This window comes from Pseudomonas oryziphila, assembly GCF_003940825.1.
GTDB lineage: Bacteria > Pseudomonadota > Gammaproteobacteria > Pseudomonadales > Pseudomonadaceae > Aquipseudomonas > Aquipseudomonas sichuanensis.
Genome location: NZ_CP034338.1, coordinates 1,978,619 through 2,004,820 on the forward strand (window position 1 = coordinate 1,978,619; position 26,202 = coordinate 2,004,820).

The window sequence follows — 26,202 nt, forward strand, 5'->3', positions numbered from 1 at the left end:
CATGATCGGCATGGACCGTCGCACGGGGCAGCTGGTCACCGGCCTGTCGCACCTGCGGCAGTCCGTCGAAGACATCCTGGGTACCCCCGTTGGCAGCCGGCGCATGCGGCCTGAGTACGGCAGCCACCTGCGCCGGTACGTCGACCTTCCAGTAAACGAGGGTTGGAAAAGCGCTGTGCAGGCCGAGGTGGCGCGTGCCCTTGGGCGCTGGGAGCCGCGCTTGAAGCTCGAGCGTGTGCGTGTGCAGGCCGTCATCAAAGGCCAGGTCACCCTGCAGCTGTCTGGTCAGTACCTGGGCGACAGCGCGCTGGTAGAGGTGATTGTATGAGTACGATGGATTTGACCCAACTCCCGGCGCCGCGCGTGCTTGAGAGCTTGGATTACGAGAGCGTGTACGACGAGGAGCTGGTCCGGTTCCGCGAGTACATGGGCGACAAGTGGGATGCGCTGCTCGAGAGCGATCCGATTACCAAGCTGATTGAGCTGGGTGCCTACCGCAAGCTGCAGAATCGGGGCCGGGTCAACGATGCGGCCAAGGCCTTGATGCTGGCTTTTGCCGCCGGGTCTGACCTGGACCAGCTGGCGGCCAACGTCAGCCTGCGTCGCTTGGTGGTGCAAGCCGAGGATCTCAAGGCGGTGCCGCCGGTCGAGGAAGTGCTCGAGGCCGACGACGCGCTGCGCGAGCGGGTGCAGCTGGTCTACGAAGGACTGACCACGGCAGGCCCGCGTAACAGCTACATCCTGCATGCGCGCAACGCTTCAGGGAAGGTGGCCGACGCCACGGCGGAAAGCCCGGCCCCGGCCGAGGTGGTCGTCACGGTGCTGGCCCTGGAGGGTAACGGCAGCGCATCGCCGGAGCTGTTGGAAGCGGTGCAACTGCACCTGAGTGAAGATGACGTCCGCCCTCTGGCCGATCGGTTGACGGTGCAAGCGGCCGAGATCCTGCCCTATCGCATCGAGGCGGTGGTGGACATGGTCGGTACCGGGCCAGAGAACGAGGCCATTCTGGCCGAATGCCGGCGCCGGCTGGGCGCTTGGGTCAATCCCAGGCGCCGGCTGGGGGTGGCCGTGACCCGTTCGGGTGTTGATGCGCAGGTGCATATCAACGGCGTCGAGCGGGTAGAGCTGGTGGGGTGGCAGGACGTCACCCCGGACAAGGCCCAAGCCGCTTGGTGCCAGGGCTTTACCGTGACGCGGGGTGGCTGACATGAACAGCCTGCTACCGCTGAATAGCACCCAGCTCGAGCGGGCCGTCGAGTACGCCACGGACGAAGTCACCGACGTGCCGCTGCGCACCTTGTACAACCCGGACACCTGCCCGGCGCACCTGCTGCACCAACTGGCCTGGGCCTGGTCAGTGGACCGCTGGGACGACAGTTGGTCGGAGGCGGTGAAGCGGTCGGTCATCCGCTCGGCGTTCTTCGTTCATGCGTACAAGGGCACGATCGGTGCGCTGCGCCGGGTGGTCGAGCCGTTCGGCTATCTGATTGAAATCAACGAGTGGTGGCAGCTCCAGCCCCATGGCCCTCGCGGCACCTTCGCGTTGAAGGTGGGTGTCTCGAACGGCGGCATCAGTGAAGAGACGTACCTGGAGCTGTCCCGGCTGATCGATGACGCCCGGCCTGTTAGCCGGCACATGCTCGGCTTGGACATCAGCCTGGAAGCCTACGTCCCGGCCTACCAGGCGGTGCCCAGCTATGACGGCGAAGTGATCGAGGTGTACCCGTGGGAGGCCTCGGACATCGACGTCGACGTGGGCGCCTTCGAGGTGCTGGCCGACCACACCACAGACCTACTGGAAATTTACCTGAATGGCTAACTCAACCACGCAATTCGGCGGGTTCCTGACCAACGTCGGGGTTGCCCTGCAGGCCAACAGCGCCGCGCTTGGCTTGCCCTGGAGCATCACCCATATGCTGATCGGGGATGCCGGTGGCGAGCCGTCCCAGACGCCGGACCCAACCCCCAACCCAGCACAGAGCGCGCTGGTACGTCGAATGTACCGGGCCCCGCTCAATGCGTTGTACAAGTCACCGGCAGACCCCAACGTGCTGGTAGCAGAGCTGGTGCTACCGCCTGAGATCGGTGGATGGTGGATCCGTGAGCTGGGCCTGGAAGATGCAGACGGCAACTTCATCGCGGTGGCCAAACCGCCGCCCAGTTACAAGCCTTTGCTGCAGCAGGGCTCTGGTCGAACCCAGACCATCCGCATGCATGTGGTGTTCGGCAACGTCGCGAACATCAACTTGAAGATCGATCCAAGCATCGTGCTGGCCACCCGTGATTACGTCGACAAGGCGCGCGAGGCGGCCGAGCTGTACGCACGCAACCAGGTCAAGGCGCACGCCGAGGCCGCCGACCCGCACCCGCAGTACCTGCGCCGCGCAGACGTGGCCAAGGACGCCGGGCCGCTGGCCTGGCTCGGTGCGGCAGCGGGCACGGCCGACGCCCTGGTGCTGACGCTTAAGAGCAGCGAAGCAGTGCTGCCAGCCTATGCGGCAGGTCAGCGTTTCCAGTTCCAGGCCGTCGCAACTAACACCGGCGCTGTCACTGCGAAGATCAACGGCCGGGCAGCTGTGGCGGTAAAAACGTCCGGTGGCAGTGGTCTGGTGGATCTGGTGGGCGGCGAAATCCAGGCTGGTGCCCTGTATGACCTGAACTATGACGGGACTTACTTCCAGCTGGGTGGGGGCGTGGGTGGCTCATCCCTGCCGGTCGGTAGCATTGTCCCATTCCCCAAAGGCACGGTGCCGCCCGGCTTTCTTGAGCTGGATGGCAGCGTGCAAAGCATCACGACTTATCGTGATCTTTCGGCTTACCTCGGCACTACCTATAACAAAGGCGACGAGGGCGCGGGGTTCTTCCGCTTGCCGGATTCCCGCGGCGAGTTCCTGCGCGGCTGGGACCATGGGCGCGGCGTGGATTCTGGGCGTGCGCTGGGCAGCTGGCAGGACGAGGCTTTTAAACGGCACAAACATGACGCGCCCGGATGGGGCAATAGCAGCAGCGACTCTACCGGCGGTACGTATTTTGTGACTGCCGACTCCGGCGGTTCATACACCGGAGATATAAGCACAATGCGCGAGTCGGGCGGGACTGAGACTCGCCCGCGCAACATCGCCGTGATGTGGTGCATCAAGGCCTGGAACGCCCCGGTCAATCAGGGAAACATCGACGTTGCGGCGCTGGCGGCGCAGGTCGCGGTCTCGATGCCTAAGCGCTACCGCTCTGGCTTCGGTATGTCGATCAATGCGGCCTCTCCCGCCAACACGGTGGACGTTGCGCCGGGAGTGGCGCGTGGCTCGGGCAACTCGGTTGAGCTGCTGAGCACTATGAGCGGTGTTTTGCAGTCCGCTGGGGCCTGGTCTCCGGGCACGGGCGGGAACAAATTGGACGCTGCCGCGCGAGCGCCGAACAGCTGGTATCACCGCTTTATTCTTCGGCGCATCGCTGGTGGCGAGGCCGACCTGCTGTTCTCGTTGAGCCTCGCCCCGGCGGTGCCAGTGGGGTACGAAATCATCATGCGCGCCGGGTCGGTCCTGACAGGCGCCGACGGCAATGTCGTGCCATTCATTGACGTCGGGCGGGAGCGGTTCTGGTCGGCACCGATCAAAGAGGGTGCGGGTTCTTACGCTTCATCGGGCTCATTCACGCAAACGCTGACGCTGACGGTTCCGCGCGGCGTCCGCGTCCTCGTCAGGCTGCAGATCGCATTCGCTGGGGCGGCAGTCAACATGTACCTGCGTCCGACCGACTCTCAACCTGCTGCGATTTATTACATTACGGGCGTGAGCGCTGCGGCGGTCGCGGCGTGGGGCGTCGGCATGACGTTGAACACGTACACATCTGAACAAAACTCTCAAGCATTCGAAGTTCTGACCGACGCCGCCGGATCGATCGTCATGCAATCGTATGCAACAGACGGCTTCTACTCGATTGTGAATCTCGGCTATGTCGAGCTCGACTAACGCTATTCAAAAGGAGGCGTCATGCCCTACGTGCAACGCAACGAGGCCGGCGTAATCGTCGGCCAGTTTGCAAATCGGCAGCAAGGCTATGCAGAGGAGTGGCTGGCGGATGGCAGTCCCGAGCTGTCTGTTGTGGGTGTCGAGCAGCAGGCAATCACCGAACGCGCCTGGCGCGACGCAGAGCTTGCCGAGCTGATCTGGCTGCGTGATCGCCACCGCGACCAACTGGAGATCGGTGCAGTCACCGCGCTGACGGCCGAGCAGTTCGGCGAGCTGCTTGTTTACATGCAGCAGTTGCGCGACTGGCCGCAAACGCCCGAGTTCCCCGATGCGTCGGTGCGCCCGGTGGTGCCGCCCTGGATCGCTGAACAAACCCCATGACGCCCCGCACTGACGGGGCGTTTTCATTCCTGCGGTACCAACGGCCTCGCTCTGCGGGGCCTTGTTCATTCTGGAGACATGCATGAGCGGATTCTTTCACGGCGTCACCGTGACCAACGTCGACACTGGCTCGCGCCCGATCGCGCTGCCGGCGTCCTCGATCATCGGTCTGGTCGACACCTTCACCGAAGGCCCGGATGCCACGGCCAAGGCCAACGACCTGGTGCTGATCACCAACGAGCGCGAGGCGGTCGCGGCCTTCGGGCCGAACGCGGCCATCACCAAAGCCTGCCGTGCTATCTACACCCGAGCCAGGGCGGTGATCGTTGCCTGCGGCGTGGCCAAGGTCGAGGCCGCGCCCGAGCAGACCTCGGCGATCATCGGCGGCCAGCTGGCCAACGGCAAGCGCACCGGCCTGCAGGCGCTGCTTGATGGCAAGAGCCGGTTCAACGCACAGCCGCGGCTGTTGATTGCGCCCAAGCACAGCGCCACCCAGGCGGTCGGTACCGCGCTGGTGGCCTTGGCCGACAAGCTGCGCGGCATCGCCATCATCGACGGACCCAATACCACCGACGAGGCGGCCATCGCCTACGCCGGGGAGTTCGGTGCCAAGCGGGCCTACATGGTCGACCCAGGCGTGCAGCTGTGGGACACCGATGCCAACGGCACGATCGACGCCCCCAGCTCGGCCTGGGTGGCCGGCCTGTTCGCCTGGACTGATGCCGAGTACGGGTTCTGGGCCTCGCCGTCGAACAAAGAGTTCGTCGGCATCACCGGTACCACGCGCCCGGTCGAGTTCCTCGACGGTGACGAAACCTGCCGCGCCAACCTGCTGAACAACGCCAATGTGACCACCATCATCCGCGATGACGGCTATCGCCTGTGGGGCAACCGCACGCTGTCGAGCGATCCGAAGTGGGCCTTCGTCACTCGCGTGCGGACCATGGACATCGTGATGGACGCGATCCTCTACGGCCACAAGTGGGCGGTCGACCGCTCGATCACGGCCACCTACGTCAAGGACGTGACCGAGGGCCTGCAGGCGTTCATGCGCGACCTGAAGAACCAGGGCGCGATCATCAACTTTGAAGTGTTCGCCGACGAGACGCTGAACACGGCCAGCCAGCTGGAGCAGGGCAAGGTGTACTGGAACATTCGCTTCACCGACGTGCCGCCGGCTGAAAACCCCAACTTCCGCGTCGAGGTCACCAACCAGTGGCTGACCGAAGTCCTCGACTCTGCCGCTTAAGGAGCGCACCGCATGGCAATGATTCCCCAAACCCTGGCCAACCTGAACCTGTTCGTGGATGGCGTCAGCTTCCAGGGCGATGTGCCCAGCTTGACCCTGCCCAAGCTCACCCTCAAGACCGAAGAGCATCGCGGCGGTGGCATGGACCTGCCGGTCGAGATGGACCAGGGCATGGAAAAGCAGGAAGCGGCATTCACCACCACCGGCGTGCGTCGCGAGTCGATGAAGTTCTTCGGCCTGGCTGACGGCACCGCGTTCAACGGCACCTTCCGTGGCGCCTTCAAGGGGCTCAAGGGCAAGATCACCCCCGTGGTGGTGACCCTGCGCGGCACTCTGAAGGAAGTCGACATGGGCGACTGGAAGCCCGGCGACAAGGCCGAGATCAAGCACAGCGTCGGCGTGACCTATTACAAGTTGGAGGTGGACGGCCGCCTGATCTACGAGATCGATGCCCTCGGCATGAAGCGCGTGATCGACGGCGTCGACCAGCTCGCTGCCCAGCGTCAGGCCCTCGGCCTGTAACCCCCGCATATATAAGGACAAACACCCATGAGCAAGAAAGTCCCCGCGTTCCTGACCGTTGCAGCTGACCACGTCACCGTCCGCCTGAGCAAGCCCACCGAATGCAACGGCGTGCAGGTCGACCAACTGACCCTGCGTGCGCCGACGGTGCGCGACATCCGCGCGGCGCAGGCCACCGGCAATGATGACGATGAGCAGCGCGAGCTGAACCTGTTCGCATCCCTGGCCGAGGTAGGGGCCAAGGATCTTGAGGGCATGATGCTGAAGGACTACAGCCGCCTGCAGGCCGGCTATTTTCGCTTGGTGCAAGACGACGAGCTTTGACCCTCACACCCAGAAACGGCTGGCAAAGCGGCTGGCCGTTGAGCTGGGGTTCTCGTCTGCCGAGATTTCGGCCATGTCCTGGTCGGACACGGTGTGGTGGCTCACGGATTGAGCCTGCAGGAGGGTAGCGCATGGCAAGACTTGCGATAGCCCTGGAGATCGGCGGCGCCGTCGCAGCATCGCTTGGTGCGGCGTTCGGTACCGCGAAGGGGCACATCAGGAAGCTCGAGGAGAGCGGCAAAAATGCCAAGGTGTTGAAGAACACCATCGGCGAGACGATCAAGCTCAGGGATGAGTGGAAGAAAGCGCACGACAGCGGCTCGGCCTCCGCTGCTGGGCTGTTGCGCCGGCTGGAGGGCAATCTGGATGCCTTGAAGAAACAAGGCGTCGAAGTCGGGCGCCTGGCTCGGGAGTACCAGCGCCTCGGCCGGGAAGCCAAGGCGGCGGATCTGCAGCAGACTGGACGGCAGCAGATCAGCGCGGGCAAGTCGGCGCTGAAGTCGAACATCGGCGCCGCGACGATCGGCGTCGGTATGGCCGCAATCCCGACCAAGATCAGCGCCGACTACCAGGCGGTGATCAGGGACATCGCGATCAAGGCCGATGTGGCGAACAAGCCCGAAGAGGCGCAACTGACTCGAACGGTGATCGACACGGCCTCGGCAACCGGTATGTCGCGCAACGATGTGGCCGACCTGGTCAACCAGCTTGTCGGTGCCGGTATGGAACTGGACAAGGCGCTGGCCTACGCGCCTACCGCAGCGAAGTTCGCGGTTGGGCAGGGGGCCAGTGGCGTCGACACTGCTGCGATGATCCAGGCGCTGCAGCAGAACGCCAAGATCACGGACCCAAAGGTCATGCAGCAGGCGCTTGAGGCGATCGCGTTCCAGGGGCAGGCGGGCAGCTTCGAGGCCAGTGACATGGCTCGCTGGTTCCCGCAACTGCTGGCCGGGATGGAGAAGAGCGGCAGCACGGGGCTTGATGCGGTGACGTCGCTGGGTTCGATGCTGCAGGTGCAGATGAAGACTGCCGGCAGCTCGGATGAGGCGGCGAACAACTTCAAGAACTGGATCGAGAAGATCGGTTCGGGCGAGGTGGTCGATGCCTACAAGAAGGCCGGCATCGACTACCAGGCCTCGATGAACACGGGTATCCAGAAAGGGATGTCGACGATCGAGTCGTCGATGGCGCTCGCGTTGAAGTACGTGGAGGCCACCGACCCGGCGAAGGCGAAGAAGATCAAGGATGCCCAGGCGTCGATCAGCAAGGAAGCTGACCCGGAGAAGGCCAAGGCCGCGCTCGATGCCTTGGAGAAGTCGCTGCGTACCGGCGACCTATTCGCGGACATGCAGGTCAAGGCTGCCCTGACGGCCTATTCGCAGAACCGTGACCTCTATACCCAGCTCAAGAACGACTCGACCAATGCCACCGGGATCCTCGACAAGAACCTGGCTGAGCGGCGTGAGACGTCTTCGCAGATCTGGAAAGAGACGCTGCAGGCGGTCGACGACAGCATGCGCAGCGTCGGCGATGCGATTCGTCCGGTCACGGACCTGGTGGGCCAGAGTATTGGCTCAGTCGCTCGCAAGCTCACCGAGCTGTCCGACAGCGCGCCCGGCGTGGTGATGGGCATCACCGGCATCGTCACAGCGATCGGCGCGCTGATCACGCTCTACAGCGCGGGCAAGATCGGTAAGGGCGTCTACAACGTGGCGCGCGGTCGATATACGGGGCGTGCGGGGCAGGGGGGCACTTTGCCCGAGACCGGCAACCCTGCAGTGGACGCCGGGCTCGGCGCCCTTGGAAAGGCCTTGGGTGCCGGTGCGGCGAACGATCCGGCGGGTGGGCTCAGCAGTGATCCGCAGCGCGTCTTCGTTGTGAACGCCCGTGAGCTGGGCGGTGGTGTGGCTGACGGCAGTGGTGATGATGGCGGTCGTCGACGCCGTCGTCGTGGCCGTGGTGGTCGACGGTCAAGACCATCAGCGCCTGCGCGGCGCCCGTCGGTGCCCAAGGCCCCCGAAGTGGCGAAGGTCGGTACGGTGGCCAAGGTGGCTCAAGCTGCCGAGGGCGGCCTCCTGGGTAAGGCTGTCGGCTTGGCCAGCAAGGCAAGCGTGGTGGCCAAGCGTATGCCGGGCGGCAATGTGCTTGACGCAGGGTTCAAGGTCATCGACACGGCAATGAATGCCGAGACGCTGAACGAGAAGGCTGAAGGATACGGCAGCGCGGCTGGTGGGCTGGCGGGATCCATGGCCGGTGCAGCGGTAGGGGCGGCGCTAGGCTCCGTGGTGCCAGTCGTTGGCACCGTGGTCGGAGGGCTGATCGGTGCCGTACTGGGCGGCATGGGCGGTGAAGAGTTGGGTGGGTTCCTTGGCGTCAAGTTGTTCGGTGAGGACGAGGAGGTGGCCAAGGCTGATAAGGGCACGGTGCCCGGGGACGTTGCCCGCTCGATCGCTGCTGCAGTACCGGCGCCGACTGCGCCGGTGGTGGCTCAGGCGCTGGACCAGGCCAAGCCGGTCGGGGCGCCGGCAAAGATCGATCAGTCGTTCGCGTTCTCGCCAACCAACTCGTACACGATCCAGGGCGATGTGAAGGATCCGGCGCAGCTGGCCCGCGAGATGGAGCCGTACCAGCGAGCCCAGTTCGACGCCTGGTGGCGTGAGATGTCTTCCCGCCAGCCCACGACCCAGCTGTTCGACGAAGCCCATGTCAGTTAAGGAGGTGCCATGGCGTATATGGAGTCCATGCAGTCGACGCTTTCGTCGTTGATTGAAGCGGGGGAGGCTGGCCGTACCAGCCTCGATGGCATGCTCGGGCCGTTGAATGGGGCGGTAAGTGACATGACCGGCGCGGCCTCTGAGCTGGAAGGGATTCCGGTGATCGGCCCGGCCATCGGCCAGAAGCTGCAGCGGAGCATGCGGGCGATCAATGCCGCGCAGTCTGTTGTGGGCCGGGTGGCCTCGACGTACAGCCAGGTGGTCAGTGGCGCGGCGGCGGTGCAGGAGCGCCTCGGTTCGCTGAAGGAGCAGGCCGGCAAGGCCTCGGCAGCGATCAACCGCATCGCGGGGCAGGTGAGCCCGTCGCTGGCCAACATCCTGCCCACTGGCTCGGCGGGCATGACGCCGGCAGCGGAGGCGGTTCAGCCGTTCCCGCACCTGCTGATCCTGCAGCCGCTCGATCCGAAGGTGCCGCCGTACTACTTCAACCTGAACACGGCGGCGTTCGATGAGTTGCGCCGGCAGACTTCGGCGCGCTGGGCCGCGCAGGAGCGCCTGACCCGTGACATTGCCCAGCAGGCAGTGGGCCACGGCGAGGACAAGTTGAGCCTCAAGGGGGCGATCTTCCCAACGTTTAAGGGCGGCCTCAAGCAGCTCGATACGATCCGCGCGATCATCCGCACGCTGCAGCCGGTGACGCTGATCACCGGCTATGGCGACGTGCTGGGCACCTGGTGCTTGGTCAGCGCTGACGAGGAACAGAGCGCGCTGCTGGGCGGCGGCATCCCCCGCAAACAAGGGTTCTCACTGGAGTTCGTGAAGTATGGCGAAGACATGCAGAACGTCTGATGGAGATCTGCTCGACACGCTGTGTTACCAGCATTACGGCCACCTCAATGGTACCGTCGAGCTGGTGATGCAGGCCAACCAGGGGCTGGCCGATGAGGTGCAGCCCTATCGCGCGGGGATCCTGATCCGCCTGCCGGATCTGCCGGTGCCGTCGATCGAGACGGTGCTGCTCTGGGGTTGATCCCGCCCACTCAAAAGCCCCGCCCCGTGCGGGGCTTCTTCATTCTGGAGGTTACATGCAGCCGACGTTTCGCCTTGTCGCCGATGGCAAGGACATCACGGCGCTGATCAATGACCGGCTCCTGCTGCTGCGTACCACTGACAAACCGGGGATGGACTCCGACGAGTTCGAGCTGCGCATCGATGACCGCGACGCGGCCGTGGCGTTGCCCGGGCGAGGTGCCGGCATTGAGGTGCACCTGGGCTATGTCGGTCGGGCGCTGGCCCGCCTGGGTCGTTACACGGTCGACGAGATCGAGGTCTCAGGCCCGCCGCGCACCATCGTGATCCGTGGCAAGGCCAGCGATATGCGCGGTACCGGCAAGACCACGCGCAGTGGCAGCTGGGAGGGCGTGCCACTGTCGCAGATCGTGCGCGACATCGCCGCCCGCAACGGCTGGACACCGGTCTGTCCGGTGCAGACGAAGGTCGACCGCGTCGACCAGCGCAATGAATCGGACTTCAACTTCATCACGCGCCTGGCCAAGCAGTACGACTGCACGGCGAAGGTCGGTGACGGCAAGCTGTTGGTGATGCCGCGTGAGGCCAGCGTAAATGCCAGTGGCAGGGCGTTTGGCACGGTGACCATCACCCCGGCCGATGTGAGCCGGTGGCAGTTCAAGCTCGGCGATCGCAGCGCACAGAAGGCAGTGAAGACCCAGCACCAGGACAAGAAGAGCGGCAAGTTGGTGGTGGTCGAGCTGACCAACGACGAAGCCCCCAGCAACCTGCCGGCGGTCCATACCGACCGCCACATCTATCCCGACAAGACAGCCGCCGAACAGGCCGCCAAGGCCAAGTTGGCTGCGTTCAATCGCAGCACGGCCGGCGTGCGTCTGCAGATGGCGGGGCGTGCCGACTTGTTTGCCGAGCGGGTCATCAACGCCCAGGGCTTCAAGATAGGCCTGGATGGGGAGTACCTGGTCGACAGCGTCGAGCAGACGTTCGATGCCTCTGGCTGGACGACGGTGGTCGAGTGCAACGGTGGCAAGAAGGGCAAGGCGAAAGCCAAGGGCAAGAAAAAGAAATCTGACAAGCCACTGAAGGTGGTCGACGTTAACCCGGCCTAAGCGGCCACTGCAGGAGATCCAACATGACTGTCACACTCAAGCAGCTGCAGCACATCCTCCCCAACGCCGGCACTCAAGCCGGCGTTTTTCTTCCCGTCCTGAATGCGGCAATGGTCAAGTGGGGCATTGTCACCCCGCTGCGTAAGCGTGCCTTCCTCGCCCAGATCGGGCATGAGTCGGGCCAGCTGCGCTACGTCCGTGAGCTGGGCAACGACCAGTACTTGGCCAAGTACGACACCGGCAAGCTCGCTGCCCGGCTGGGCAACACGCCCGAGGCCGATGGTGATGGCCAGCGATATCGCGGCCGTGGCCTGGTTCAGGTCACCGGGCATGACAACTACAAGCGATGCGGCGAAGCCCTGGGCCTCGACCTGCTCGCCCGTCCCGAACTGCTCGAGCGCCCCGAGCACGCGGCCGACTCGGCCGGCTGGTTCTGGCACCAGGCCGGCCTAAACTCGCTGGCCGACAAAGGGCCGTCGGCGTTTGAAGCCATCACCCGCCGTATCAACGGTGGGCTCAACGGTCAGGATGATCGCCTGGCCATCTACAAGCGCGCCGAGCAGGTGCTGATCTGATGTCGCTCGGAGCGCGGTGGGTGCTGCTCTCCCTGCTGTTCGGGGCGACGGTAGGGGCTCGCCTGGCCTGGTTGTGGCAGGCCGACGAGCTGCAGAAGCAGGAGGCCGGGTACGAGCTGCAGCTTGCGCAGAAAGACCTGGCGCACAGCCGCGAGCGGGAGGCCGCCGCCAGCGCCGCCCTGGATCAGCTGAAGCAGCAGCAGGTCGCCCGGCGTGACCTAGAAGACCGCCTGCAGGTGCAGGATAAAACCCATTGGAAGGAGATGAACGATGCCCAACAAGCTCAGGCTCGCCTGCGCGACCGGCTGGCTACTGCTGATCTGCGGTTGTCAGTCCTGGTCGACGCCGGAGCCGTTGCCGCCCAGGGTTGTGGCGGTGGGGTGCGAGCGCCCGCCGGCACCGGAGGCGTGGTGGATGGAGCCCTACGCGCCCAGCTTGACCCAGCGCATGCTCGACGAATTGTTGCCATCACCGACGAAGGCGATCGAGCAGTGATCGCGCTGAAGGCCTGCCAGGCCTACGTGCGCGAAGTTACCCAGTAGAAAAGAGGCGAGCCGGGTGGATGCGTCAACATCCAGCCCGGCCCACCGAACCCGCAGACCCTTCCTGCAAGTCCAGCCGCGACCTCTGCCTTGTGCACAAAGCGCGGCGAGCCTAACACCTGTTTATCCATACAGTAAAGACTTGCAATCAATGACCTCTCCTATCGTTCCCTGGATGGGCGGCAAACGCCGCCTGGCCGACCGCTTGATCCCTCTTTTTCCCCCTCACGAATGCTACGTCGAAGTCTTCGCTGGCGGTGCCGCGTTGTACTTCATGCGCCCTCAGGCTGCCCCGGTGGAGGTGCTCAACGACCTCAACGGCGACCTGGTGACGCTGTACCGCGTGGTGCAGAACCACCTCGAGGAGTTCGTCCGTCAGTTCAAATGGGCGCTCAGCTCCCGGCAGATCTTCGAGTGGCAGAAGATGACCCGCCCCGAGACGCTGACCGACATCCAGCGCGCGGCGCGGTTCTTCTACCTGCAGCAGCATGCCTTCGGCGGCAAGGTCACTGGGCAGACGTTCGGTACCGCCACCACTGGGCCGGCCATCAACCTGCTGCGCATCGAGGAGAACCTCTCGGCAGCCTGGCAGCGCCTCGCCGGCACCTACGTTGAGAACCTGTCCTGGCTCGACTGCGCCGAGCGCTACGATCGAGCGCACACGTTCTTCTACATGGACCCGCCGTACTGGCAGACCGCCGGCTATGGCGTTGACTTTCCGTTCGCAGAGTACGAGCGCATGGCCGACTTCATGCGGCGCTGCAAGGGCAGGGTGATGGTCAGCATCAACGACCACCCGGACATCCGGCGGGCCTTCGACGGCTTCCACTTCGAGTGCCTGGATATCCGCTACACCACGGCGAACCCTCGGATCGGCATGGCCGATGTGACCGGTGAGTTGGTGATCATGAACTGGCAGCCCGAAGGGCTTGGTCAGTTGTTCTGACCCAGGCGGCATGGGGCAAAAATGGGGAAGCCTGAGCGCCATTCTATGCCCCTCTATGCCCTTTAGGCTTCTAGCTGGCTGACATAAAAAAGCACCCAAGCCCTTTGTATTACGGGGCTTGGGCGCTTTTTGCGTTAATACTCCAGCACAACTGGGGTGAGCTAGTGTTACACCGATAGAACCAAATAATAGATATTCGAAAGCTAGTTGGTTCTTTGGGTTTAGGGTGGCGCACAACGAAAATGTTGTTGTGCGCTATTTTTAAGCCATTTTAATTCTTGCGGATTCTGTTCTAGAAGTTGCATTGTCTGGTAAGCATTCATCTGAAACGGCTGGCCATTCTTTGTACTTTTTAATCAGTCCGGGGTCCATTTTTAGCTGTTTAGTAATGAGTCTTCGTGCATCATTTGCTTGGTCTAACAGGGAAAATGCACATATTTTGACTTCGTCATCAGTGCTTTGCGCAGAAAGGTTTCTGAGCGTGACAGCGCTATAAATGTTGTGATCTAATTTTTTGGCTGCAGTTTGTACATTGATATGAAATGCTTCGGAATGCTCATCTTCGGTGAAATCTTTGTGTTTCATATACATTGTAATGACTTCGTCAGGGTTGCCTGAGCGTAGCAAGATGTAGGAGCGGCGAGCCAAATAACTTGTAAAGGAGAGACCTTCGGCATACGCATTTTCCAAATACTCTAGTGCTGACTCAAAATCATTCTGAGCAAGGGACAGTTCAGCAGCTGTTTCAGCGTAGTACATTGCATTTAGATCGTATTTTTCCAAGTCAAGCTTGGTTTTTAAAAGTTTAAGGTTGTCTTGAGAGAAGTCTAGCGGTAGTTCTAAGATGTCGCTGATATTTATGCCGAGCTTCTTTCTGCTTAGCACGCTTTCAAGTTCTATTTGTGCTTGGGAGGAATTCTCAGCAATGGAGTGCAGGTATCGAATCCTAGATAGGCATGTTTTGATTGGTTCGTGTGGCTCCGCTACATGTGAGTCGAAGAATCGCGCAATCTTTACTTTAAGCTCGGCGTTGTCATCTATGCGATAGATGTGATCTAGCGCTTTGGTTGTAACAGTGCCAAGATGTTTGCGGCGGCTTAATGAGAACTTTTCCCTAAGGCTGTCGTAAAAGTCTAAAAGTCCTATTAGCTCTGCGGGGGAGCAGCTTACATCAAGCTGTTGTTCCAAAAGCTCCAGCGTTTGCTCGTGCTCAGGATTGCGAGTTCGTGCCGTTTTTATAAGCTCAGAAATTTCTTGTTTGATTTTTTCTTTGGTTTCGGTTTCTTTTGTCCGGAAGTGCTGTAGGCAGAGTAAGTCTAATGATTTTTCCCAAGCTGGATTGTCTAGGCTAGGATCTAAGAGCAAGCTTTTTTCAAGGTGGTCTTTTGCCAGTTTTCCTTCTAACTCTAGACTTCCGGTCTTTTGACGGATGCTACGTATCAGCGTGCTCGCAGCGGTATTGAGGACGCTATTGCTGTATGGGAATCGTTCTGCTAGAGCGCTGTGCAACTGTATTTGTTCGGATATTTTCTTAACCGATTTAATCTTCTTTAAGTGATAGGTGATGTTGTTTGGATCAAGCTCAAGGAGTTTGTCACACCAGTATGTTACATTTTTATTGTCATTAAGCAGTGTGTGTATGTTGATGTACTTGTCGATATATATTTTTTTGTCAATGTTGGTTTTTGCGTTTTGAAAGTGCGAATCGCAAATGGCTAGGGCTTTAGTTAGGTCTTGGGATTCGGTGAGTGATTCTATTTCAAGTAGATTTCTGAGATCTTTGGTGCCGAGTCGGGTTGACTCGTTTGATAGTGAGAGTTGCTTGATGAATTCGGAAATATCTTTAGAGTCATCTTCGTCTAGTATGGCGGTAATTTCTCTGCTGATTATTTCGTTTTTTGCCAGGCTATACTTGTCTTCAACAATCTGTCTTATGGTCATTTCAAGCTTTGATTGTTTTGTGCTTGAGTTTAAATTTAGCTCTTTGTTGATGGTTTGGCGGTGGATTTCTGCAAACAGCTCATCAAATCCATCGATGAGGACTGGGTAGACTTTATCTTTCCATATTAAGTTTCGCAGGTTGTGGCAAACCTCATCGCCTGGGCGTAGGCACCAGTAAATTCCATTTTTTAGATAAGTTTCTTGTTTTACAAGGAACTCCAGCACATCCATAATTGAGCGGTCGCAGCCAGAATACCCAACAACAATCAGGCCGTATTCTTTGCAAAACTCTACGAATTTTTCTTTGGTGTTTTGCTCTAAGGATTCGGTCTCTCTCAATGTGCTCTTGATGTCGTCAAAGAGATAGTCGCCATGCAGTTTTACGATTTTAGGTCGTTTTGAGGTGATTGACACGGATCTAATGGAAGAGTCATGTGCGCAAACGATCGGGCGTTTATTTGAGAACACATAAAACGCTTCGTTTATCAAATCGTCAAAGTTGGTTGTAAAAATTGTATTAAAGTAGTTTTCGTCGACAAGTGATACTAAATAGGAGTAGCCGATAGATGGAAGTTTGTTGGCTACCTCTTGCTCGACAAATCGTCTTCTTTGTGTGGGGAGATCGAATTTCTTTTCGAAAAGCGACGAGTAAGGATTGTCAGAGTTGTACCAGCTAGGGTGTGAGTTCTCAAAGTATTTTTTTGCAGTTGATGGGTCCGCTGGCTTTTCTTGATTGAATCGCTCATAAAGCTCAGTTGCCCACTCGTCAATTAACTGGCTGCCAGTTCTTATTCCGGAGGTAACGGAAGCGCCTGCGCCTAAAAAAATACTGTAATTAGCAGGGCTGCTTTCTTCTTTGGTTTTGATGTGGCGGATCAGGTCACTTATACTTCTTAATTTGTGGGTCAGTTCGCCATTTTGTCCGCTTTTGTTTCCGAAAATGTCCTCGGCCTTCATCGGTTGATTCCTACCTTGGTTATCAAGTTATGGTGTGTTGCGCCACAAGCAAGCACACCAATTGCCCTTGGATGATGGCTAAATGGTATCGAGGTGTCCATCCCACAGCTTCGGTTTGCGCATATTGGAATCGCCAATGTCGCCGCTGGGGTTCAGATGACGTTGAGCTGAGGCGGAGAAACTGACTGAGGAAAACGCTCCTGGGACTGATGAAGGTAGATGAGCCCCGAGTGCCGCGCTATTGAGGTCCGGCGAAGGCCACCAAGCAGAGGTTTGATCCAGATCTAGGGAAAATTCTGGATCCCGGGGGGCGTTTTTCCGGTGCTCGAGTGAGATATCACAACAAACCCGGTTTAGCGCGGCTCATAGTCGCACGGTGGGTTCGGATTTTTTACCGAAGGTGGGTTGGCTTTCGCTGTTTTCAGTGGGGGGTATAAAAGCGATGGTACAAAAATGGTACAAAGTCTTGATGATTGTTGTAGAGGTCTTGTGAGCCAATGTCTTTAAGGAGAGCCTGCCCAATCCATCATCGGTGCAACGCTGAAACGGCGGGACGGCTCAGGGTGCAGGGCAGGGGAGGTAGCGGTTGGTGATGGCATAAGTCTGGGGCACGCACTCGACGGAGCCAGGCGGCAGGCCGCTGGCAGGCGATGGAAAGGTAGATGGGCGCCAGTTTACCAAGCGCGGGGGGATTCGTCCGATTCGATCGACGATAAGGTGCTGGGTAGGTTGATTTCGGATGGGGAAACCCAGTCAATGGACGATGAACGCCAAAGCGCTTGAGTTCAGAGAGACCCAGCGCATCGAGCAGCAGATCATCGAGAACCCTGCGATCGCTGCGGAGTGGACGCGCCATCAGATTGCGGCTGAAGAAGCCATCTTCTGTTTGGCAGCAGGCAGGTGGCCGCACGTCAGAGGAAAATCATGATGTTGACGATCCACCCCGAACCACCCCTCCCTCGAAGACACCATTATCCAGGCCATGGAGTACGCTCTGCGCGCGCAGGCTGTGGCGCATCAGACCATTTCGATCCAGCCCGGGTCGCCCGGATGGCACACCACATACATCCAGCGAGGCGCAATGGGGCAGCAGCTATTCGCCAGTTTCAGTATCAAACTGGCGACGGCGGATCAAGAATTCGCCAGCTCCTGTGAAAGCTCCGGATGCCTTGCAATCAGGCGCATCAGGCAGAGAACGCCGCCCGGTGGTACGAAGCGCCCTTGCTCCCAATCGCGAAGCGTCGCAACGGGAGTGGCGATACGCTCAGCGAAAAGGGCCTGAGTCAGCCCGGAACGTTCTCGGGCCTGGCGCACCAACATCTGTTCAGGGGTAGTGACGCGTCCTGCGCCTGCTTTCGCTTCCATAAGCGCTTGGCGCAAATCGGGGATCGCCTCGCCAGCATCGTCTTCGATTGCCTTGGCAACCTTTTCAATATCTATGTCACGCATTTCATACCACCTTGCTGATCTCAGCTGGGCTCATATTGGCACGCTCGGCCTTGGCGTAGACCGTGACCAACAACACAATCTCGTCTTCAGACAGGTTGAAGTAAATCACCCGTGCGCCGCCGGATTTACCGGCGCTGGAGCGCCCCCAACGTACTTTGCGCGCCCCATCCGCGCCTGGGACGACATCTCCCGCCAGCGGATTGGCCGCGATCCAGTCGATGAACGCCACGCGCTCGTGATCAGACCACAGCTTGGCGGCGTTCTTCTGAAATGTAGGCGTCTCTATGACGGTACGCATGGCCAGAATGTACGGGAATCCCGCACTGCAGACAATATCTCCCTCCTATCGCCGGACCAAAGACATGGTTCCGCGGAACCTTGCCATTACCAGCGAACCCATCCTTGGGTGTGGCGTCACCATGGGGGGCAAGCCCGCTTTACTGTGTGCATAACATGATGGCCATGGGCTTCACCGGCAATGACTCGCCTTGGCTGCCACTGCTAGCATGCGCACCGCGCAACATTGATGGATCGCCCCCATGACACGTATGGACACCGCCAGATCATGACCCGCTACCTCACATTCATTGCCCTGATGGCCACTGTCGGTGTTTGCCAGGCTTTGGAAATGCTCGGCCAGACCACCGACGGATACGTCAAGGCCCACATCAAGCCGCCACCTCGTACGGTCTTTGAGGTTTACCTCGATGTAAAGCGCAACCCGTACGGGGCACTCGGAACCTTCGACTTCAGCCACAGTGATGAGCGGTCCAAAACCTGCTACCGCGTGCTGGGCCGCCGAACTGCAGGGCCGGACGACGTGCGGCAGGTCACGATGGCCAGCGAGCAAGGCCATGCGCTTTGCCAGCATCTGCTGGGCACCCTCTACGAAGCCGGTAACGGGGTATCCCAGGACCTGTACCGCGCTCGCATGCTTTACCTGCAAGCAGCCCCCAACGACCCCACTGCCTACGTCGAGCTGGGCCGCATGGCGCGTGACGGTGTCGGTGAGCCGGTAGACTTCGTCCGGGCGCGTGCCCTCTTCAGGCAGGCCGGCCCAGGTGGTGTGGTTGGGCTGGGCGGGTTGATGGAGCAGGGCAAGGGCGGGCCGCAGGATGTGCAGGGCGCCTTGAACCTTTACATGCAGACGACCCGCAATTTCCGTGACCCCGCGTGGGGGGCTATGCGTGCGTTGCTGGACAACGGCATGTCGTTGGATACCGCGCAGGTGGAGAAGTACAACCAGCTCTGGATCAGCGGGTTCCAGAGCCTTCAGCAAATGAAGATCAAACGCGATGCGTCGCTCAAAAAATTCCGCTACACCGAGTGGATGAGGCTTACGGTGTCGTATCGGTTCCCGGTAGAGCAGGGCCCCCCCGCCGTCTCCCTTGTCGAAAGCAGCGGCGATTCGCAGCTTGATGAGACGGTGCTGAGGGTCTTGGACAAGCTGCCGATGGATGATCCCTACATGGCGCCGTCGGGCATGCGAACCCCTGATATGGTGGCCCCGATTATCCTTGGCCCCGGCTTCTTCGGCAGTTGAACCTCGGGTACTGGCCGGCCTGTCCAGCGGACCAACGCCCCGCTGCAGGCGCCGGCTTGGCCGGCGAACAGGCCCGCCCAGGCTACAAAGGCCTTAGTGCTTCATCCCAAGCTCCGCATCATCCATCAGCGCCTTGGCCAGCGCGCTCAGGTAATACGACGCCCACAGCAGTTGCGGCTTTTCCTCCATGATCCCGGCGATGGTCAGGTCACGCACGCAGCCCATCAGCTCCGAGGCCTGGTCCCGTGCATGCTGGCAGGGGATGCCGGGCTCGATGCAGAACAGCGGGGCGGTCATCCCTTCGCCTTGGTAGAACTTGGTTTTGCCCGCAGTGGTGCGGGGCGTGGTGTCGTCTGTATTCATTGCTCACTCTCCCTGAAATGATCGATGCCTGGGCGGGCCCCATCGCGGGTCAAGCCCGCTCCCACGGATGCAGGCATAACCCTGCGGGCTGGGGGTGGCGTGGGAGCGGGCTTGCCCCGCGATAGCGCCAGCTCAGGCGACACATGACCAACGGCCTAGTGGAACGCCCGGCGCTCCATCTGCGGCATCTGCACCTGAATCAACGCCGACTCGAGCAGCACCCGCAGCGCCTCGATCTCATGCATCAACGCCATGATCAGAATCGACGCGGGCGACTTGGGCTGCTGGACCGAAATGGCCTGATGCGCCACGGCCTGAGCGCACAGGGCGTACTCCGTGGCCTGGACGAGGGTGTCTTCGAGGGAGTGGTGGTTGTGGGGTGGATCGGGGACGATCTTCAACATCACGATTTTCCTCTGGCGTGCGACCACCTGCCTGCTGTCAAACAGAAGGGTGGCAGCTGTACGTGGGTTGACAGACCGGCGGAAATCGTAAAGTTCCGGCGCACGCGAGCGTGCCCGCACGTACAGCCGCCATAGAGGACGAGCCATACACGATTTACCGTCACAGCCTGTCAAAGCTGTATCGTTGATGTGCAACGACCTGCCGAGACTAGGGGCCTGCTAGATCGACCGCAACGGAAAAAAGGCGGCAAGAGTATGTTTGGGAAATGGACTACAAGGAAGGGGTTAAGTCTGATTGTCGTTGATCTCTTTTGGCACTCTCTGGTTCTGCGAACATTGGGTCTTGCTTGGATATGGCGAGGTCAGGGGCGAGTGCGCTTGCGCTGCGTTTTGGATGCTTAACACGCCTAGGCCTGCCTGCGCGACTTACTACTGCTGACCTGAGGCTGTAAGTCCTAGTCGACGCCGGAGCCGTTGGTGCGCCATGTACTTCAACCTCGTTCGTCGACGGGAGCGCGGCATTGCGTTCCCGTCCGATCAGTTGCGCAAGATCCAGCCGCTGAAGGCCGATATCCAGATCGGTGAGCATCACAGCTCGCTACTCGGCCGGGTGACAACACAGGCGACAGTCTTCAATTGCACCCCAGGCCCAGACGTCATTCCGCCGCTACTTGATGCCAAAGTGACTGGCATGGTTACGCTCGGCATGAACATCACGGGTGTTGAGGATGTGGATGGAGTGCTCTATGCGCAGTCCTGTTGGTGCAAAGTGCTGGAGAAAGCGTATGGGTATCCGTCTTCCGGTCGGCTGGTTAGCTGAGCTCAATGACCAGAGCGCTCTGATCACTGATCCCGATGGGCGCGCTGCTGTGCTTTGCGCAATGGCTTATGTGGCGCACCGTCGGCGTGAGGTTAATAGCGAAGAGTTGGTCGACATGCTGGAGTTTGCCGAGTCGGCCAGGTGGTGGGCTTTGAATGCACAGGAGTCGAGCACGGCCGCTAGCTTTCATGGGGCAAAAATGGGGCAGACCGAGCGCCATTCTATGCCCCTCTATGCCCTTTTGGCTTCTTGCCAGCAGGTACAAAAAAGCGCCCAAGCCCTTTGTATATGGGGCTTGGGCACTTTTTTGCGTTAATACTCCAGCACAATCGGGGTGTGAAACGGTTAGCGAATATTGGCTGTGATAACTGGTGTTGAGAGGCTTCGAATACCGGCTGACTTGCTATGCTCCGCGAGAGGTTATTTTCCTGGTTTGGATGGTTCTAGGCGCTTTATAAGCTCCAAGAGGAGTTCGTGGGTGTTTATTGGGAAGGAGTTCTCGCTGGTTCTGGAGAATTCTTGGGTTGCAAAAATCTTTAAAGCCATTTCTGTTTTGATTTTGTGCTGCTCTTCGAGTGGCAAAGAGGCGAGGAATGGACTAATTGCAGCAAGATCTAGCGAGGTCTGTCGAAGTCTATATTGTTGCTCTCGATGCTTGGCTGACTCTCGCGCAAGATAGGCCGCCGGGACCGATAGCGCGAGTGAAATTGCTAGTCTTGCTAAAACATCATCTAAATGAATACTCCCATCTAGGCTTGTTGTAATAAGCTCGGCTAGCATGACTACTACAATCCCCATGCAGGCTATAGAGCCCCAGCGGAAAAAATTTGCTGAGCGCTTCTCTGAGCGTGCATCTTTTTCGTAGGATCCAATAATCGAAGTGTTTGATATTACCCCGATTAGCTCATTGACTTGGGTCTTCCTTTCGTCTAGCTCAATCATTGTTGAATTGTATAGTTTATGCACTTGGTTGATGCTGTCTTGTGCGCGCAATTCAAGTTCTTGGATTTCAGTTTCTAATTTTGTTGCTTGCTGTGAGGTTTTTGTCAAGAAATTGCTTAGTTTTATAGTGTCTTTTTTTAGTTGCTTGAGGTCGGGGTATTCAATTTCTTCTAGAATTAATACTAGTTTTTTTCCGGTGTCCAGGTAGCTTTCGGAGTATGTTTTTAATACATCTGAATTGGTTGTGCTGAGTTGTTGGCCGACCTCTAGTGTTGTGTGGGTTAGGCTGTTGATGGCGGATAGTACGTTTAGGTCTGATATTGAGCCAGAAGGCGTAAGATGAATTGGAGTATTTTTTAGGTTGTTGACTTCGCTTAAAAGGTCTTTAAGTGTTTCGTTTAGGTTTGGGTCGTGAAGTTTTCCGACGGTATCCCTTTTTAAATTGGAGGTGGTTGATTCAATTTCTGAAATAAGTTTGAGTATGTCTGTAAGTGAGTCGTGGTTTTTGATGGTCATGAATGCTTGGCTAGACTGGTTTTAGAGATTTCTTTAGATACTTGGCAAGGCTAAAGCCCGGCAGTCAAGTAAATGAGAGTTTGAGGTTGTACAAAAGTGCTGAACAAGGAGGAATGAGGGTAGCAAATGGCCATGAATGAGTCGATGCCCGGCTGACTGATCGTATGAAGGTTGGCCGCTTCGGAAGGGCTGATAGCTGGCTAAGCTAGGAGTGTGCTTGGGCGGCGAATGCTGTTCCGAGTGAAACTGAACCTCAGTTGTAGCTCAGGTTAAGTGGTACGAAATTGGTACGCAGGATGAGATTGTTAGCTGTAGGTCAAGTAATTAGAAGGGTTTAAGAAAAGTTACCCTAATCCACTATCGACGCCACGCTGAAGCGGCGGAACGCTTCAGCGCTCAAGCCTCAGTGCCGTTTGCACTGGCAGTGATCCAAGGCGCGGATGGGTGGCTGGAAACGCTGCTCAACCCGCATTCCAATTCCAGCGCCGTGCACGCAATGCTGCGACTTCCTCATCGGTCGCGAATCCACCTTCCTCGGTTTCCTCCACCGCATGCCTAATCTGCGCGGTCAGGGATTTTTCCTGCTCGATGTAGTCACCCAGAACGCGCATCGCCAGACAGCTCGCATTCACGCCGTTGGCTTTGGCAAGTTCAGCGAGAGCGTCGAAAAGATCTTCCGGAACGTTCAACGTTGTTCTGGTCATGGCAACCTCGGCGTCGGACGGTGACCGGTCATCGCCAAATCTGTTCCTATTGCGGTAATCCTGCGCAAGAGGCGGCGCCTGCGGCGGTGCATGCCTTGAGTCTGGCGCAGCGGTTGCAATGCCCACACTGATAACGCGTCGTGCCAACAAGGAGGACAGCGGTGCAATCACAGGAGTGACTGGCCCGAAACAGATGTGGGAGCTGGCTTGCCAGCGATGCGCCGCGCGGGCGGCGCTCGATCTTGAGAGCGCTGCAAAATTCCCGGCGAGCACCTGGTGGCCCTCACCCGATACCCTGACATGCACATGGCGGCCATTACCGAATGCTGACTCAACAAAACCAGCGGTGTCATTTCCAGGCGCCTGCCTTGAGGTCGCATGTGGGCCACTAGGTGCATGGCGACAGGTTTGCAGCGCCTATGAAATCGAGCGCCGCCCGCGCGGCGCTTCGCGGGTAAACCCGCTCCCACATCTATTTCGGGCCAGTCATGCCTGTGACATCACCGCTGTCCGCCTTGTTGGCATGACGCGATATCTCGGTGCGCGCCGTACCCACCGCCCCCACCACCGGCAATATCAACTCCGCCCCCTCATTGCGCACATTCCCTACCTGGCGCCCCACCGCAAACCATTCAAACGCCTCCACCGGCAAACACTGCTCCCTGGCCACCCGCTCAGCCTCAACAGCCGTCAACTCCGGATCAATCCACATCCGCGCATGCTCTGCCCCCAGCACCAGCGGCCGACGATCATGAATATCCACCATCCCCGCATCACTGGCCGCGGTGATGATTACAAACCCATCCCCCTCGTTCGGCTCCAACCCCGGCCGCACCTCGGCCAGCGCCGCCATGAACATCGGCGCGCCACTTTTCAGGCGAATGAAATACGGCTGCTTGCGCTTCGGGTCCAACGGATCGGCCACCCACTCATACCACCCATCCGCCATCACCAGCGCCCGGCCCTGGGGCCACAGGGCCTTGAAAAACTTGCCAGTGGTCACGGTCTCGACCCGGGCATTGATCGGCGCGGGGCGTTTGTCCTTGGCCCAGAACGGCGCCCAACCCCAGTGGCAGGGGTCGATGCGCAAGCCGTCCTCGGCGTTGTGCAGCACCAGCACGCGGCTGCCGGGGGCCACGTTGTAGCGGTCGATGGGGTGGTTGTCGTAGCCGCTGACCACGTCCTGCTCGGCCTGCAGCTCACGCAGGTAGTCGGCCAGGCCTTGGTATTGGGCGAAGCGTCCGCACATGGGGGCCTCCATTTTTGGGCGTTGCATGCAGCTGGGGTTTTGGGGGCTGTCGGTTATGGGACGCATGGCACCGGCTTTGCCGGTGATCGCGGGGCAAGCCCGCTCCCACGTTGACCTGTTGAGTCCGGGAAATGCGCCGGGGTTTCCATTTGTCGAAATTTCCTACGCCGAAATTGACCGGCGCCTGGAATCACCATTAACTGTATATACATACAGTTTATTTCAAGGCTGCATCATGACCGCCATCCTCGGCCCGATTGCGTGTGGGAGTGCTTCGCTCCCACGCTACCTGTTTCGCGTACCGGCGGGCTTCCCTTCGCCGGCGGCGGACCATATGGAGCAACCGCTGTCACTGGACGACTTGTTCAACCTGCGTGCGCCGCACATGTACCTGGTCAGGATAGACGGCGACAGCATGCAGGGCGCCGGGATCTTCGACGGCGACCTGGTGATCGTCGACCGTGCCCTGGAGGCGCGCCACGGGCATATCGTCATCGCGGCGGTCAACGGCGAGCCGCTGTGCAAGCGCCTGCACCGGGTCGGTGGCGAGGTGGCGCTGCGCTCGGAGAACCCGCGCTACCCGCCGCGCTACATCCTCGAAGGCGACGAGCTGGCGATCTGGGGCGTGGTGACCTTCAGTGTGCGCAGCCATGACCCCAATGCCTGAGCCGGTGTTCGCGCTGATCGACTGCAACAGCTTCTACGCCAGCTGCGAGCGGGTGTTCCGCCCCGACCTTGCGCGCACGCCGATCGTGGTGCTGAGCAACAACGATGGCTGCGTGATCGCCCGCAGCGCCGAGGCCAAGGCCTACGCGCGGATGGGCGAGCCGTACTTCCAGATCCGCGACAAGCTGCGCCGGCACGGGGTGCTGGCGTTCTCGTCCAACTACGCGTTGTACGGCGACATGAGCGAGCGGGTGATGGGCTTGATCGAGTCGATGGTGCCGGCGGTGCAGGTTTACTCCATCGACGAATGCTTTGCCGACTTCTCCGGCATCCCGGGCAACCTCACCCAGTTCGGCCGCGATATCCGCGCCCGGGTGCTGCGCTGCACCGGCATCCCGGTGGGGGTGGGCATCGCCCGCACCAAGACCCTGGCCAAGCTGGCCAACCACATGGCCAAGCGCTTGCAGGCGCAAACCGGCGGGGTGGTGGACATCTGCGAGCCGTTCAAGCGCGACTGGGTGCTGCGCAATACCGGGGTGGAGGAGGTGTGGGGGATCGGCAAGCGCATGACCGCGCACCTGGCCGAGCTGGGCATCCGCAAGGCGATGGACCTGGCCCTGGCAGACCCGCGGCTGCTGCGCGAAAAGTTCAGCGTGGTGGTCGAGAAGACCGCCCGGGAGCTCACCGGCACGCCGTGCCTGGCGCTGGAAGAAACCGACCCGCCGAAGCAGGAGATCTGCTGCAGCCGGATGTTCGGCAAGCGCCTCACCGAGCTGGCGCCGATCAAGCAGGCGGTGGCCACTTACACCGGGCGCGCCGCCGAGAAGCTGCGGGCCCAGGGCTCGCTGTGCAAGCGCATGCGGGTGAGCATCCGCACCGGGCTGTTCAACCCCGATGAACGCCACCACGTGCAGGGCGTGCTGGTGGAGCTGCCATACCCTACAGACGACACCTTGCTGCTGACGCGGATGGCGACCGAGGCGGTGGCGCGGATCTACCAGGCCGGTTACCGCTACAGCAAGGCCGAGGTGTTGCTGCTGGATCTGCGCCAGCCGGGGGAGTTCAGCGATGACCTGTTCGCCCAGGGCCAGCCGTTGGCGAGTGGCCGGCTGATGTCGGTACTGGACGAGGTCAACGGGCGCTATGGGCGGGGGACGCTCAGGGCCGGCAGCGTGCCCGCAACGCCCGAGTGGGGGATGCGCCGGGCGATGATGAGCCCGTCCTATACCACGCGGATCGAGCAGTTGTGGACGGTGGGGTCGCGGTGAGTTGCTGCACAGTGCTGAATC

General features: G+C 59.9%; 29 protein-coding genes. 21 read left to right on the forward strand and 8 right to left on the reverse strand.

From position 1 onward, the window contains the following. Position 1: 1 nt before the first annotated feature. The 15 genes from EJA05_RS09415 to EJA05_RS09485 all read left to right on the forward strand — a co-directional run bounded on the left by EJA05_RS09415 (position 2) and on the right by EJA05_RS09485 (position 13,359). Positions 2–328, forward strand: coding sequence for a GPW/gp25 family protein (locus EJA05_RS09415; RefSeq protein ID WP_125858043.1), 327 nt, complete (start codon positions 2–4; stop codon positions 326–328). Then, entirely contained in the window at positions 325–1,206 is an 882-nt protein-coding gene (locus EJA05_RS09420) for a baseplate assembly protein (RefSeq protein WP_125858044.1), read from the forward strand. Before EJA05_RS09415 ends, EJA05_RS09420 begins: the two co-directional genes overlap by 4 nt. A 1-nt stretch (position 1,207) precedes the next feature. Further along, positions 1,208–1,819, forward strand: a complete 612-nt coding sequence (locus tag EJA05_RS09425; RefSeq protein WP_125858045.1) for a phage tail protein I — start codon at positions 1,208–1,210, stop codon at positions 1,817–1,819. After that, entirely contained in the window at positions 1,812–3,968 is a 2,157-nt protein-coding gene (locus EJA05_RS09430; RefSeq protein ID WP_125858046.1) for a phage tail-collar fiber domain-containing protein, read from the forward strand. Before EJA05_RS09425 ends, EJA05_RS09430 begins: the two co-directional genes overlap by 8 nt. 21 nt (positions 3,969–3,989) lie before the next feature. Continuing rightward, positions 3,990–4,349, forward strand: coding sequence for a phage tail assembly chaperone (locus EJA05_RS09435; protein ID WP_125858047.1), 360 nt, complete (start codon positions 3,990–3,992; stop codon positions 4,347–4,349). An 82-nt stretch (positions 4,350–4,431) separates the two neighbouring features. After that, positions 4,432–5,598 carry a phage tail sheath subtilisin-like domain-containing protein gene (locus tag EJA05_RS09440; protein WP_125858048.1) on the forward strand — a complete coding sequence of 389 codons (1,167 nt, stop codon included), beginning with the start codon at positions 4,432–4,434 and terminating at the stop codon, positions 5,596–5,598. Between the two features lie 12 nt (positions 5,599–5,610). Beyond that, the gene (locus tag EJA05_RS09445; RefSeq protein ID WP_125858049.1) at positions 5,611–6,120 is read left to right on the forward strand and encodes a phage major tail tube protein; all 510 of its coding nucleotides are present in this window, start codon (positions 5,611–5,613) and stop codon (positions 6,118–6,120) included. 27 nt (positions 6,121–6,147) lie between these two features. Then, complete coding sequence (locus tag EJA05_RS09450; RefSeq protein ID WP_125858050.1) at positions 6,148–6,444, forward strand: phage tail assembly protein; 297 nt, start codon at positions 6,148–6,150, stop codon at positions 6,442–6,444. 131 nt (positions 6,445–6,575) lie between these two features. Further along, positions 6,576–9,158 carry a phage tail tape measure protein gene (locus EJA05_RS09455; protein WP_125858051.1) on the forward strand — a complete coding sequence of 861 codons (2,583 nt, stop codon included), beginning with the start codon at positions 6,576–6,578 and terminating at the stop codon, positions 9,156–9,158. A gap of 9 nt (positions 9,159–9,167) precedes the next feature. Then, entirely contained in the window at positions 9,168–10,007 is an 840-nt protein-coding gene (locus tag EJA05_RS09460; protein WP_125858052.1) for a phage tail protein, read from the forward strand. Then, complete coding sequence (locus EJA05_RS09465) at positions 9,982–10,188, forward strand: tail protein X (RefSeq protein ID WP_125858053.1); 207 nt, start codon at positions 9,982–9,984, stop codon at positions 10,186–10,188. Before EJA05_RS09460 ends, EJA05_RS09465 begins: the two co-directional genes overlap by 26 nt. A 55-nt stretch (positions 10,189–10,243) precedes the next feature. Then, the gene (locus EJA05_RS09470; RefSeq protein ID WP_125858054.1) at positions 10,244–11,296 is read left to right on the forward strand and encodes a phage late control D family protein; all 1,053 of its coding nucleotides are present in this window, start codon (positions 10,244–10,246) and stop codon (positions 11,294–11,296) included. A 23-nt stretch (positions 11,297–11,319) separates the two neighbouring features. Next, positions 11,320–11,871 carry a glycoside hydrolase family 19 protein gene (locus EJA05_RS09475; protein ID WP_125858055.1) on the forward strand — a complete coding sequence of 184 codons (552 nt, stop codon included), beginning with the start codon at positions 11,320–11,322 and terminating at the stop codon, positions 11,869–11,871. Next, positions 11,871–12,413, forward strand: a complete 543-nt coding sequence (locus tag EJA05_RS09480; protein ID WP_125858056.1) for a lysis system i-spanin subunit Rz — start codon at positions 11,871–11,873, stop codon at positions 12,411–12,413. The genes EJA05_RS09475 and EJA05_RS09480 overlap by 1 nt, the downstream gene beginning before the upstream one ends. 151 nt (positions 12,414–12,564) lie before the next feature. Further along, complete coding sequence (locus tag EJA05_RS09485) at positions 12,565–13,359, forward strand: DNA adenine methylase (RefSeq protein WP_125858057.1); 795 nt, start codon at positions 12,565–12,567, stop codon at positions 13,357–13,359. Between the two features lie 261 nt (positions 13,360–13,620). Here the strand turns inward: EJA05_RS09485 and EJA05_RS09490 are convergent, their stop codons facing one another. Next, positions 13,621–16,257, reverse strand: a complete 2,637-nt coding sequence (locus tag EJA05_RS09490; protein WP_125858058.1) for an SIR2 family protein — start codon at positions 16,255–16,257, stop codon at positions 13,621–13,623. Between the two features lie 763 nt (positions 16,258–17,020). On the opposite strand from EJA05_RS09490, the gene EJA05_RS09495 reads away from it, so the two are divergent. Beyond that, a complete protein-coding gene (locus EJA05_RS09495) occupies positions 17,021–17,185 on the forward strand; it encodes a hypothetical protein (RefSeq protein ID WP_190306042.1) in 165 nt (54 codons plus the stop codon). 203 nt (positions 17,186–17,388) lie between these two features. Here EJA05_RS09495 and EJA05_RS09500 read toward each other — a convergent pair whose 3' ends face one another. Together EJA05_RS09500 and EJA05_RS09505 are read right to left on the reverse strand one after the other, a co-directional pair. Next, entirely contained in the window at positions 17,389–17,706 is a 318-nt protein-coding gene (locus EJA05_RS09500; RefSeq protein WP_125858059.1) for a helix-turn-helix domain-containing protein, read from the reverse strand. Between the two features lies 1 nt (position 17,707). Further along, positions 17,708–18,004, reverse strand: coding sequence for a DNA-binding protein (locus EJA05_RS09505; RefSeq protein WP_125858060.1), 297 nt, complete (start codon positions 18,002–18,004; stop codon positions 17,708–17,710). Positions 18,005–18,271: 267 nt separating this feature from the next. On the opposite strand from EJA05_RS09505, the gene EJA05_RS09510 reads away from it, so the two are divergent. After that, the gene (locus EJA05_RS09510) at positions 18,272–19,249 is read left to right on the forward strand and encodes a tetratricopeptide repeat protein (protein ID WP_190306043.1); all 978 of its coding nucleotides are present in this window, start codon (positions 18,272–18,274) and stop codon (positions 19,247–19,249) included. 93 nt (positions 19,250–19,342) lie between these two features. On the opposite strand, the gene EJA05_RS09515 is transcribed toward EJA05_RS09510, so the two are convergent. Then, positions 19,343–19,612 carry a DUF3077 domain-containing protein gene (locus EJA05_RS09515; RefSeq protein ID WP_125463394.1) on the reverse strand — a complete coding sequence of 90 codons (270 nt, stop codon included), beginning with the start codon at positions 19,610–19,612 and terminating at the stop codon, positions 19,343–19,345. Between the two features lie 155 nt (positions 19,613–19,767). After that, positions 19,768–20,016 (reverse strand): hypothetical protein, encoded by a 249-nt coding sequence (locus EJA05_RS09520; RefSeq protein ID WP_110994547.1) that lies wholly within the window; start codon positions 20,014–20,016, stop codon positions 19,768–19,770. 484 nt (positions 20,017–20,500) lie between these two features. Here EJA05_RS09520 and EJA05_RS09525 point away from each other — a divergent pair, with 484 nt between their 5' ends. Further along, a complete protein-coding gene (locus EJA05_RS09525; RefSeq protein ID WP_125858062.1) occupies positions 20,501–20,836 on the forward strand; it encodes a hypothetical protein in 336 nt (111 codons plus the stop codon). Next, positions 20,802–21,152 carry a hypothetical protein gene (locus tag EJA05_RS28355; protein WP_223811895.1) on the forward strand — a complete coding sequence of 117 codons (351 nt, stop codon included), beginning with the start codon at positions 20,802–20,804 and terminating at the stop codon, positions 21,150–21,152. The genes EJA05_RS09525 and EJA05_RS28355 overlap by 35 nt, the downstream gene beginning before the upstream one ends. 104 nt (positions 21,153–21,256) lie before the next feature. On the opposite strand, the gene EJA05_RS09535 is transcribed toward EJA05_RS28355, so the two are convergent. From EJA05_RS09535 to EJA05_RS09555, 3 genes are all read right to left on the reverse strand, one after another. Then, positions 21,257–22,294, reverse strand: a complete 1,038-nt coding sequence (locus EJA05_RS09535; RefSeq protein ID WP_125858063.1) for a hypothetical protein — start codon at positions 22,292–22,294, stop codon at positions 21,257–21,259. Between the two features lie 461 nt (positions 22,295–22,755). Further along, the gene (locus EJA05_RS09540) at positions 22,756–22,998 is read right to left on the reverse strand and encodes a CopG family ribbon-helix-helix protein (RefSeq protein ID WP_125858064.1); all 243 of its coding nucleotides are present in this window, start codon (positions 22,996–22,998) and stop codon (positions 22,756–22,758) included. Between the two features lie 472 nt (positions 22,999–23,470). Further along, entirely contained in the window at positions 23,471–24,247 is a 777-nt protein-coding gene (locus tag EJA05_RS09555) for an SOS response-associated peptidase family protein (RefSeq protein ID WP_125858065.1), read from the reverse strand. A 235-nt stretch (positions 24,248–24,482) separates the two neighbouring features. Between EJA05_RS09555 and EJA05_RS09560 the strand changes: the two genes are divergently transcribed. Both EJA05_RS09560 and umuC read left to right on the forward strand, forming a co-directional pair. Beyond that, positions 24,483–24,914, forward strand: a complete 432-nt coding sequence (locus EJA05_RS09560; protein WP_125463400.1) for a LexA family protein — start codon at positions 24,483–24,485, stop codon at positions 24,912–24,914. Then, entirely contained in the window at positions 24,898–26,181 is a 1,284-nt protein-coding gene (gene umuC / locus EJA05_RS09565) for a translesion error-prone DNA polymerase V subunit UmuC (RefSeq protein ID WP_323808598.1), read from the forward strand. The genes EJA05_RS09560 and umuC overlap by 17 nt, the downstream gene beginning before the upstream one ends. The last annotated feature ends 21 nt before the right edge of the window (positions 26,182–26,202 follow it).

Coding starts and splice junctions, on each gene's coding strand:
- EJA05_RS09415 (WP_125858043.1), top strand. CDS start 2: ATGATCGGCATGGACCGTCGCACGGGGCAGCTGGTCACCGGCCTGTCG.
- EJA05_RS09420 (WP_125858044.1), top strand. CDS start 325: ATGAGTACGATGGATTTGACCCAACTCCCGGCGCCGCGCGTGCTTGAG.
- EJA05_RS09425 (WP_125858045.1), top strand. CDS start 1,208: ATGAACAGCCTGCTACCGCTGAATAGCACCCAGCTCGAGCGGGCCGTC.
- EJA05_RS09430 (WP_125858046.1), top strand. CDS start 1,812: ATGGCTAACTCAACCACGCAATTCGGCGGGTTCCTGACCAACGTCGGG.
- EJA05_RS09435 (WP_125858047.1), top strand. CDS start 3,990: ATGCCCTACGTGCAACGCAACGAGGCCGGCGTAATCGTCGGCCAGTTT.
- EJA05_RS09440 (WP_125858048.1), top strand. CDS start 4,432: ATGAGCGGATTCTTTCACGGCGTCACCGTGACCAACGTCGACACTGGC.
- EJA05_RS09445 (WP_125858049.1), top strand. CDS start 5,611: ATGGCAATGATTCCCCAAACCCTGGCCAACCTGAACCTGTTCGTGGAT.
- EJA05_RS09450 (WP_125858050.1), top strand. CDS start 6,148: ATGAGCAAGAAAGTCCCCGCGTTCCTGACCGTTGCAGCTGACCACGTC.
- EJA05_RS09455 (WP_125858051.1), top strand. CDS start 6,576: ATGGCAAGACTTGCGATAGCCCTGGAGATCGGCGGCGCCGTCGCAGCA.
- EJA05_RS09460 (WP_125858052.1), top strand. CDS start 9,168: ATGGCGTATATGGAGTCCATGCAGTCGACGCTTTCGTCGTTGATTGAA.
- EJA05_RS09465 (WP_125858053.1), top strand. CDS start 9,982: ATGGCGAAGACATGCAGAACGTCTGATGGAGATCTGCTCGACACGCTG.
- EJA05_RS09470 (WP_125858054.1), top strand. CDS start 10,244: ATGCAGCCGACGTTTCGCCTTGTCGCCGATGGCAAGGACATCACGGCG.
- EJA05_RS09475 (WP_125858055.1), top strand. CDS start 11,320: ATGACTGTCACACTCAAGCAGCTGCAGCACATCCTCCCCAACGCCGGC.
- EJA05_RS09480 (WP_125858056.1), top strand. CDS start 11,871: ATGTCGCTCGGAGCGCGGTGGGTGCTGCTCTCCCTGCTGTTCGGGGCG.
- EJA05_RS09485 (WP_125858057.1), top strand. CDS start 12,565: ATGACCTCTCCTATCGTTCCCTGGATGGGCGGCAAACGCCGCCTGGCC.
- EJA05_RS09490 (WP_125858058.1), bottom strand. CDS start 16,257: ATGAAGGCCGAGGACATTTTCGGAAACAAAAGCGGACAAAATGGCGAA.
- EJA05_RS09495 (WP_190306042.1), top strand. CDS start 17,021: ATGAACGCCAAAGCGCTTGAGTTCAGAGAGACCCAGCGCATCGAGCAG.
- EJA05_RS09500 (WP_125858059.1), bottom strand. CDS start 17,706: ATGCGTGACATAGATATTGAAAAGGTTGCCAAGGCAATCGAAGACGAT.
- EJA05_RS09505 (WP_125858060.1), bottom strand. CDS start 18,004: ATGCGTACCGTCATAGAGACGCCTACATTTCAGAAGAACGCCGCCAAG.
- EJA05_RS09510 (WP_190306043.1), top strand. CDS start 18,272: ATGACCCGCTACCTCACATTCATTGCCCTGATGGCCACTGTCGGTGTT.
- EJA05_RS09515 (WP_125463394.1), bottom strand. CDS start 19,612: ATGAATACAGACGACACCACGCCCCGCACCACTGCGGGCAAAACCAAG.
- EJA05_RS09520 (WP_110994547.1), bottom strand. CDS start 20,016: ATGTTGAAGATCGTCCCCGATCCACCCCACAACCACCACTCCCTCGAA.
- EJA05_RS09525 (WP_125858062.1), top strand. CDS start 20,501: ATGTACTTCAACCTCGTTCGTCGACGGGAGCGCGGCATTGCGTTCCCG.
- EJA05_RS28355 (WP_223811895.1), top strand. CDS start 20,802: ATGGGTATCCGTCTTCCGGTCGGCTGGTTAGCTGAGCTCAATGACCAG.
- EJA05_RS09535 (WP_125858063.1), bottom strand. CDS start 22,294: ATGACCATCAAAAACCACGACTCACTTACAGACATACTCAAACTTATT.
- EJA05_RS09540 (WP_125858064.1), bottom strand. CDS start 22,998: ATGACCAGAACAACGTTGAACGTTCCGGAAGATCTTTTCGACGCTCTC.
- EJA05_RS09555 (WP_125858065.1), bottom strand. CDS start 24,247: ATGTGCGGACGCTTCGCCCAATACCAAGGCCTGGCCGACTACCTGCGT.
- EJA05_RS09560 (WP_125463400.1), top strand. CDS start 24,483: ATGACCGCCATCCTCGGCCCGATTGCGTGTGGGAGTGCTTCGCTCCCA.
- umuC (WP_323808598.1), top strand. CDS start 24,898: ATGACCCCAATGCCTGAGCCGGTGTTCGCGCTGATCGACTGCAACAGC.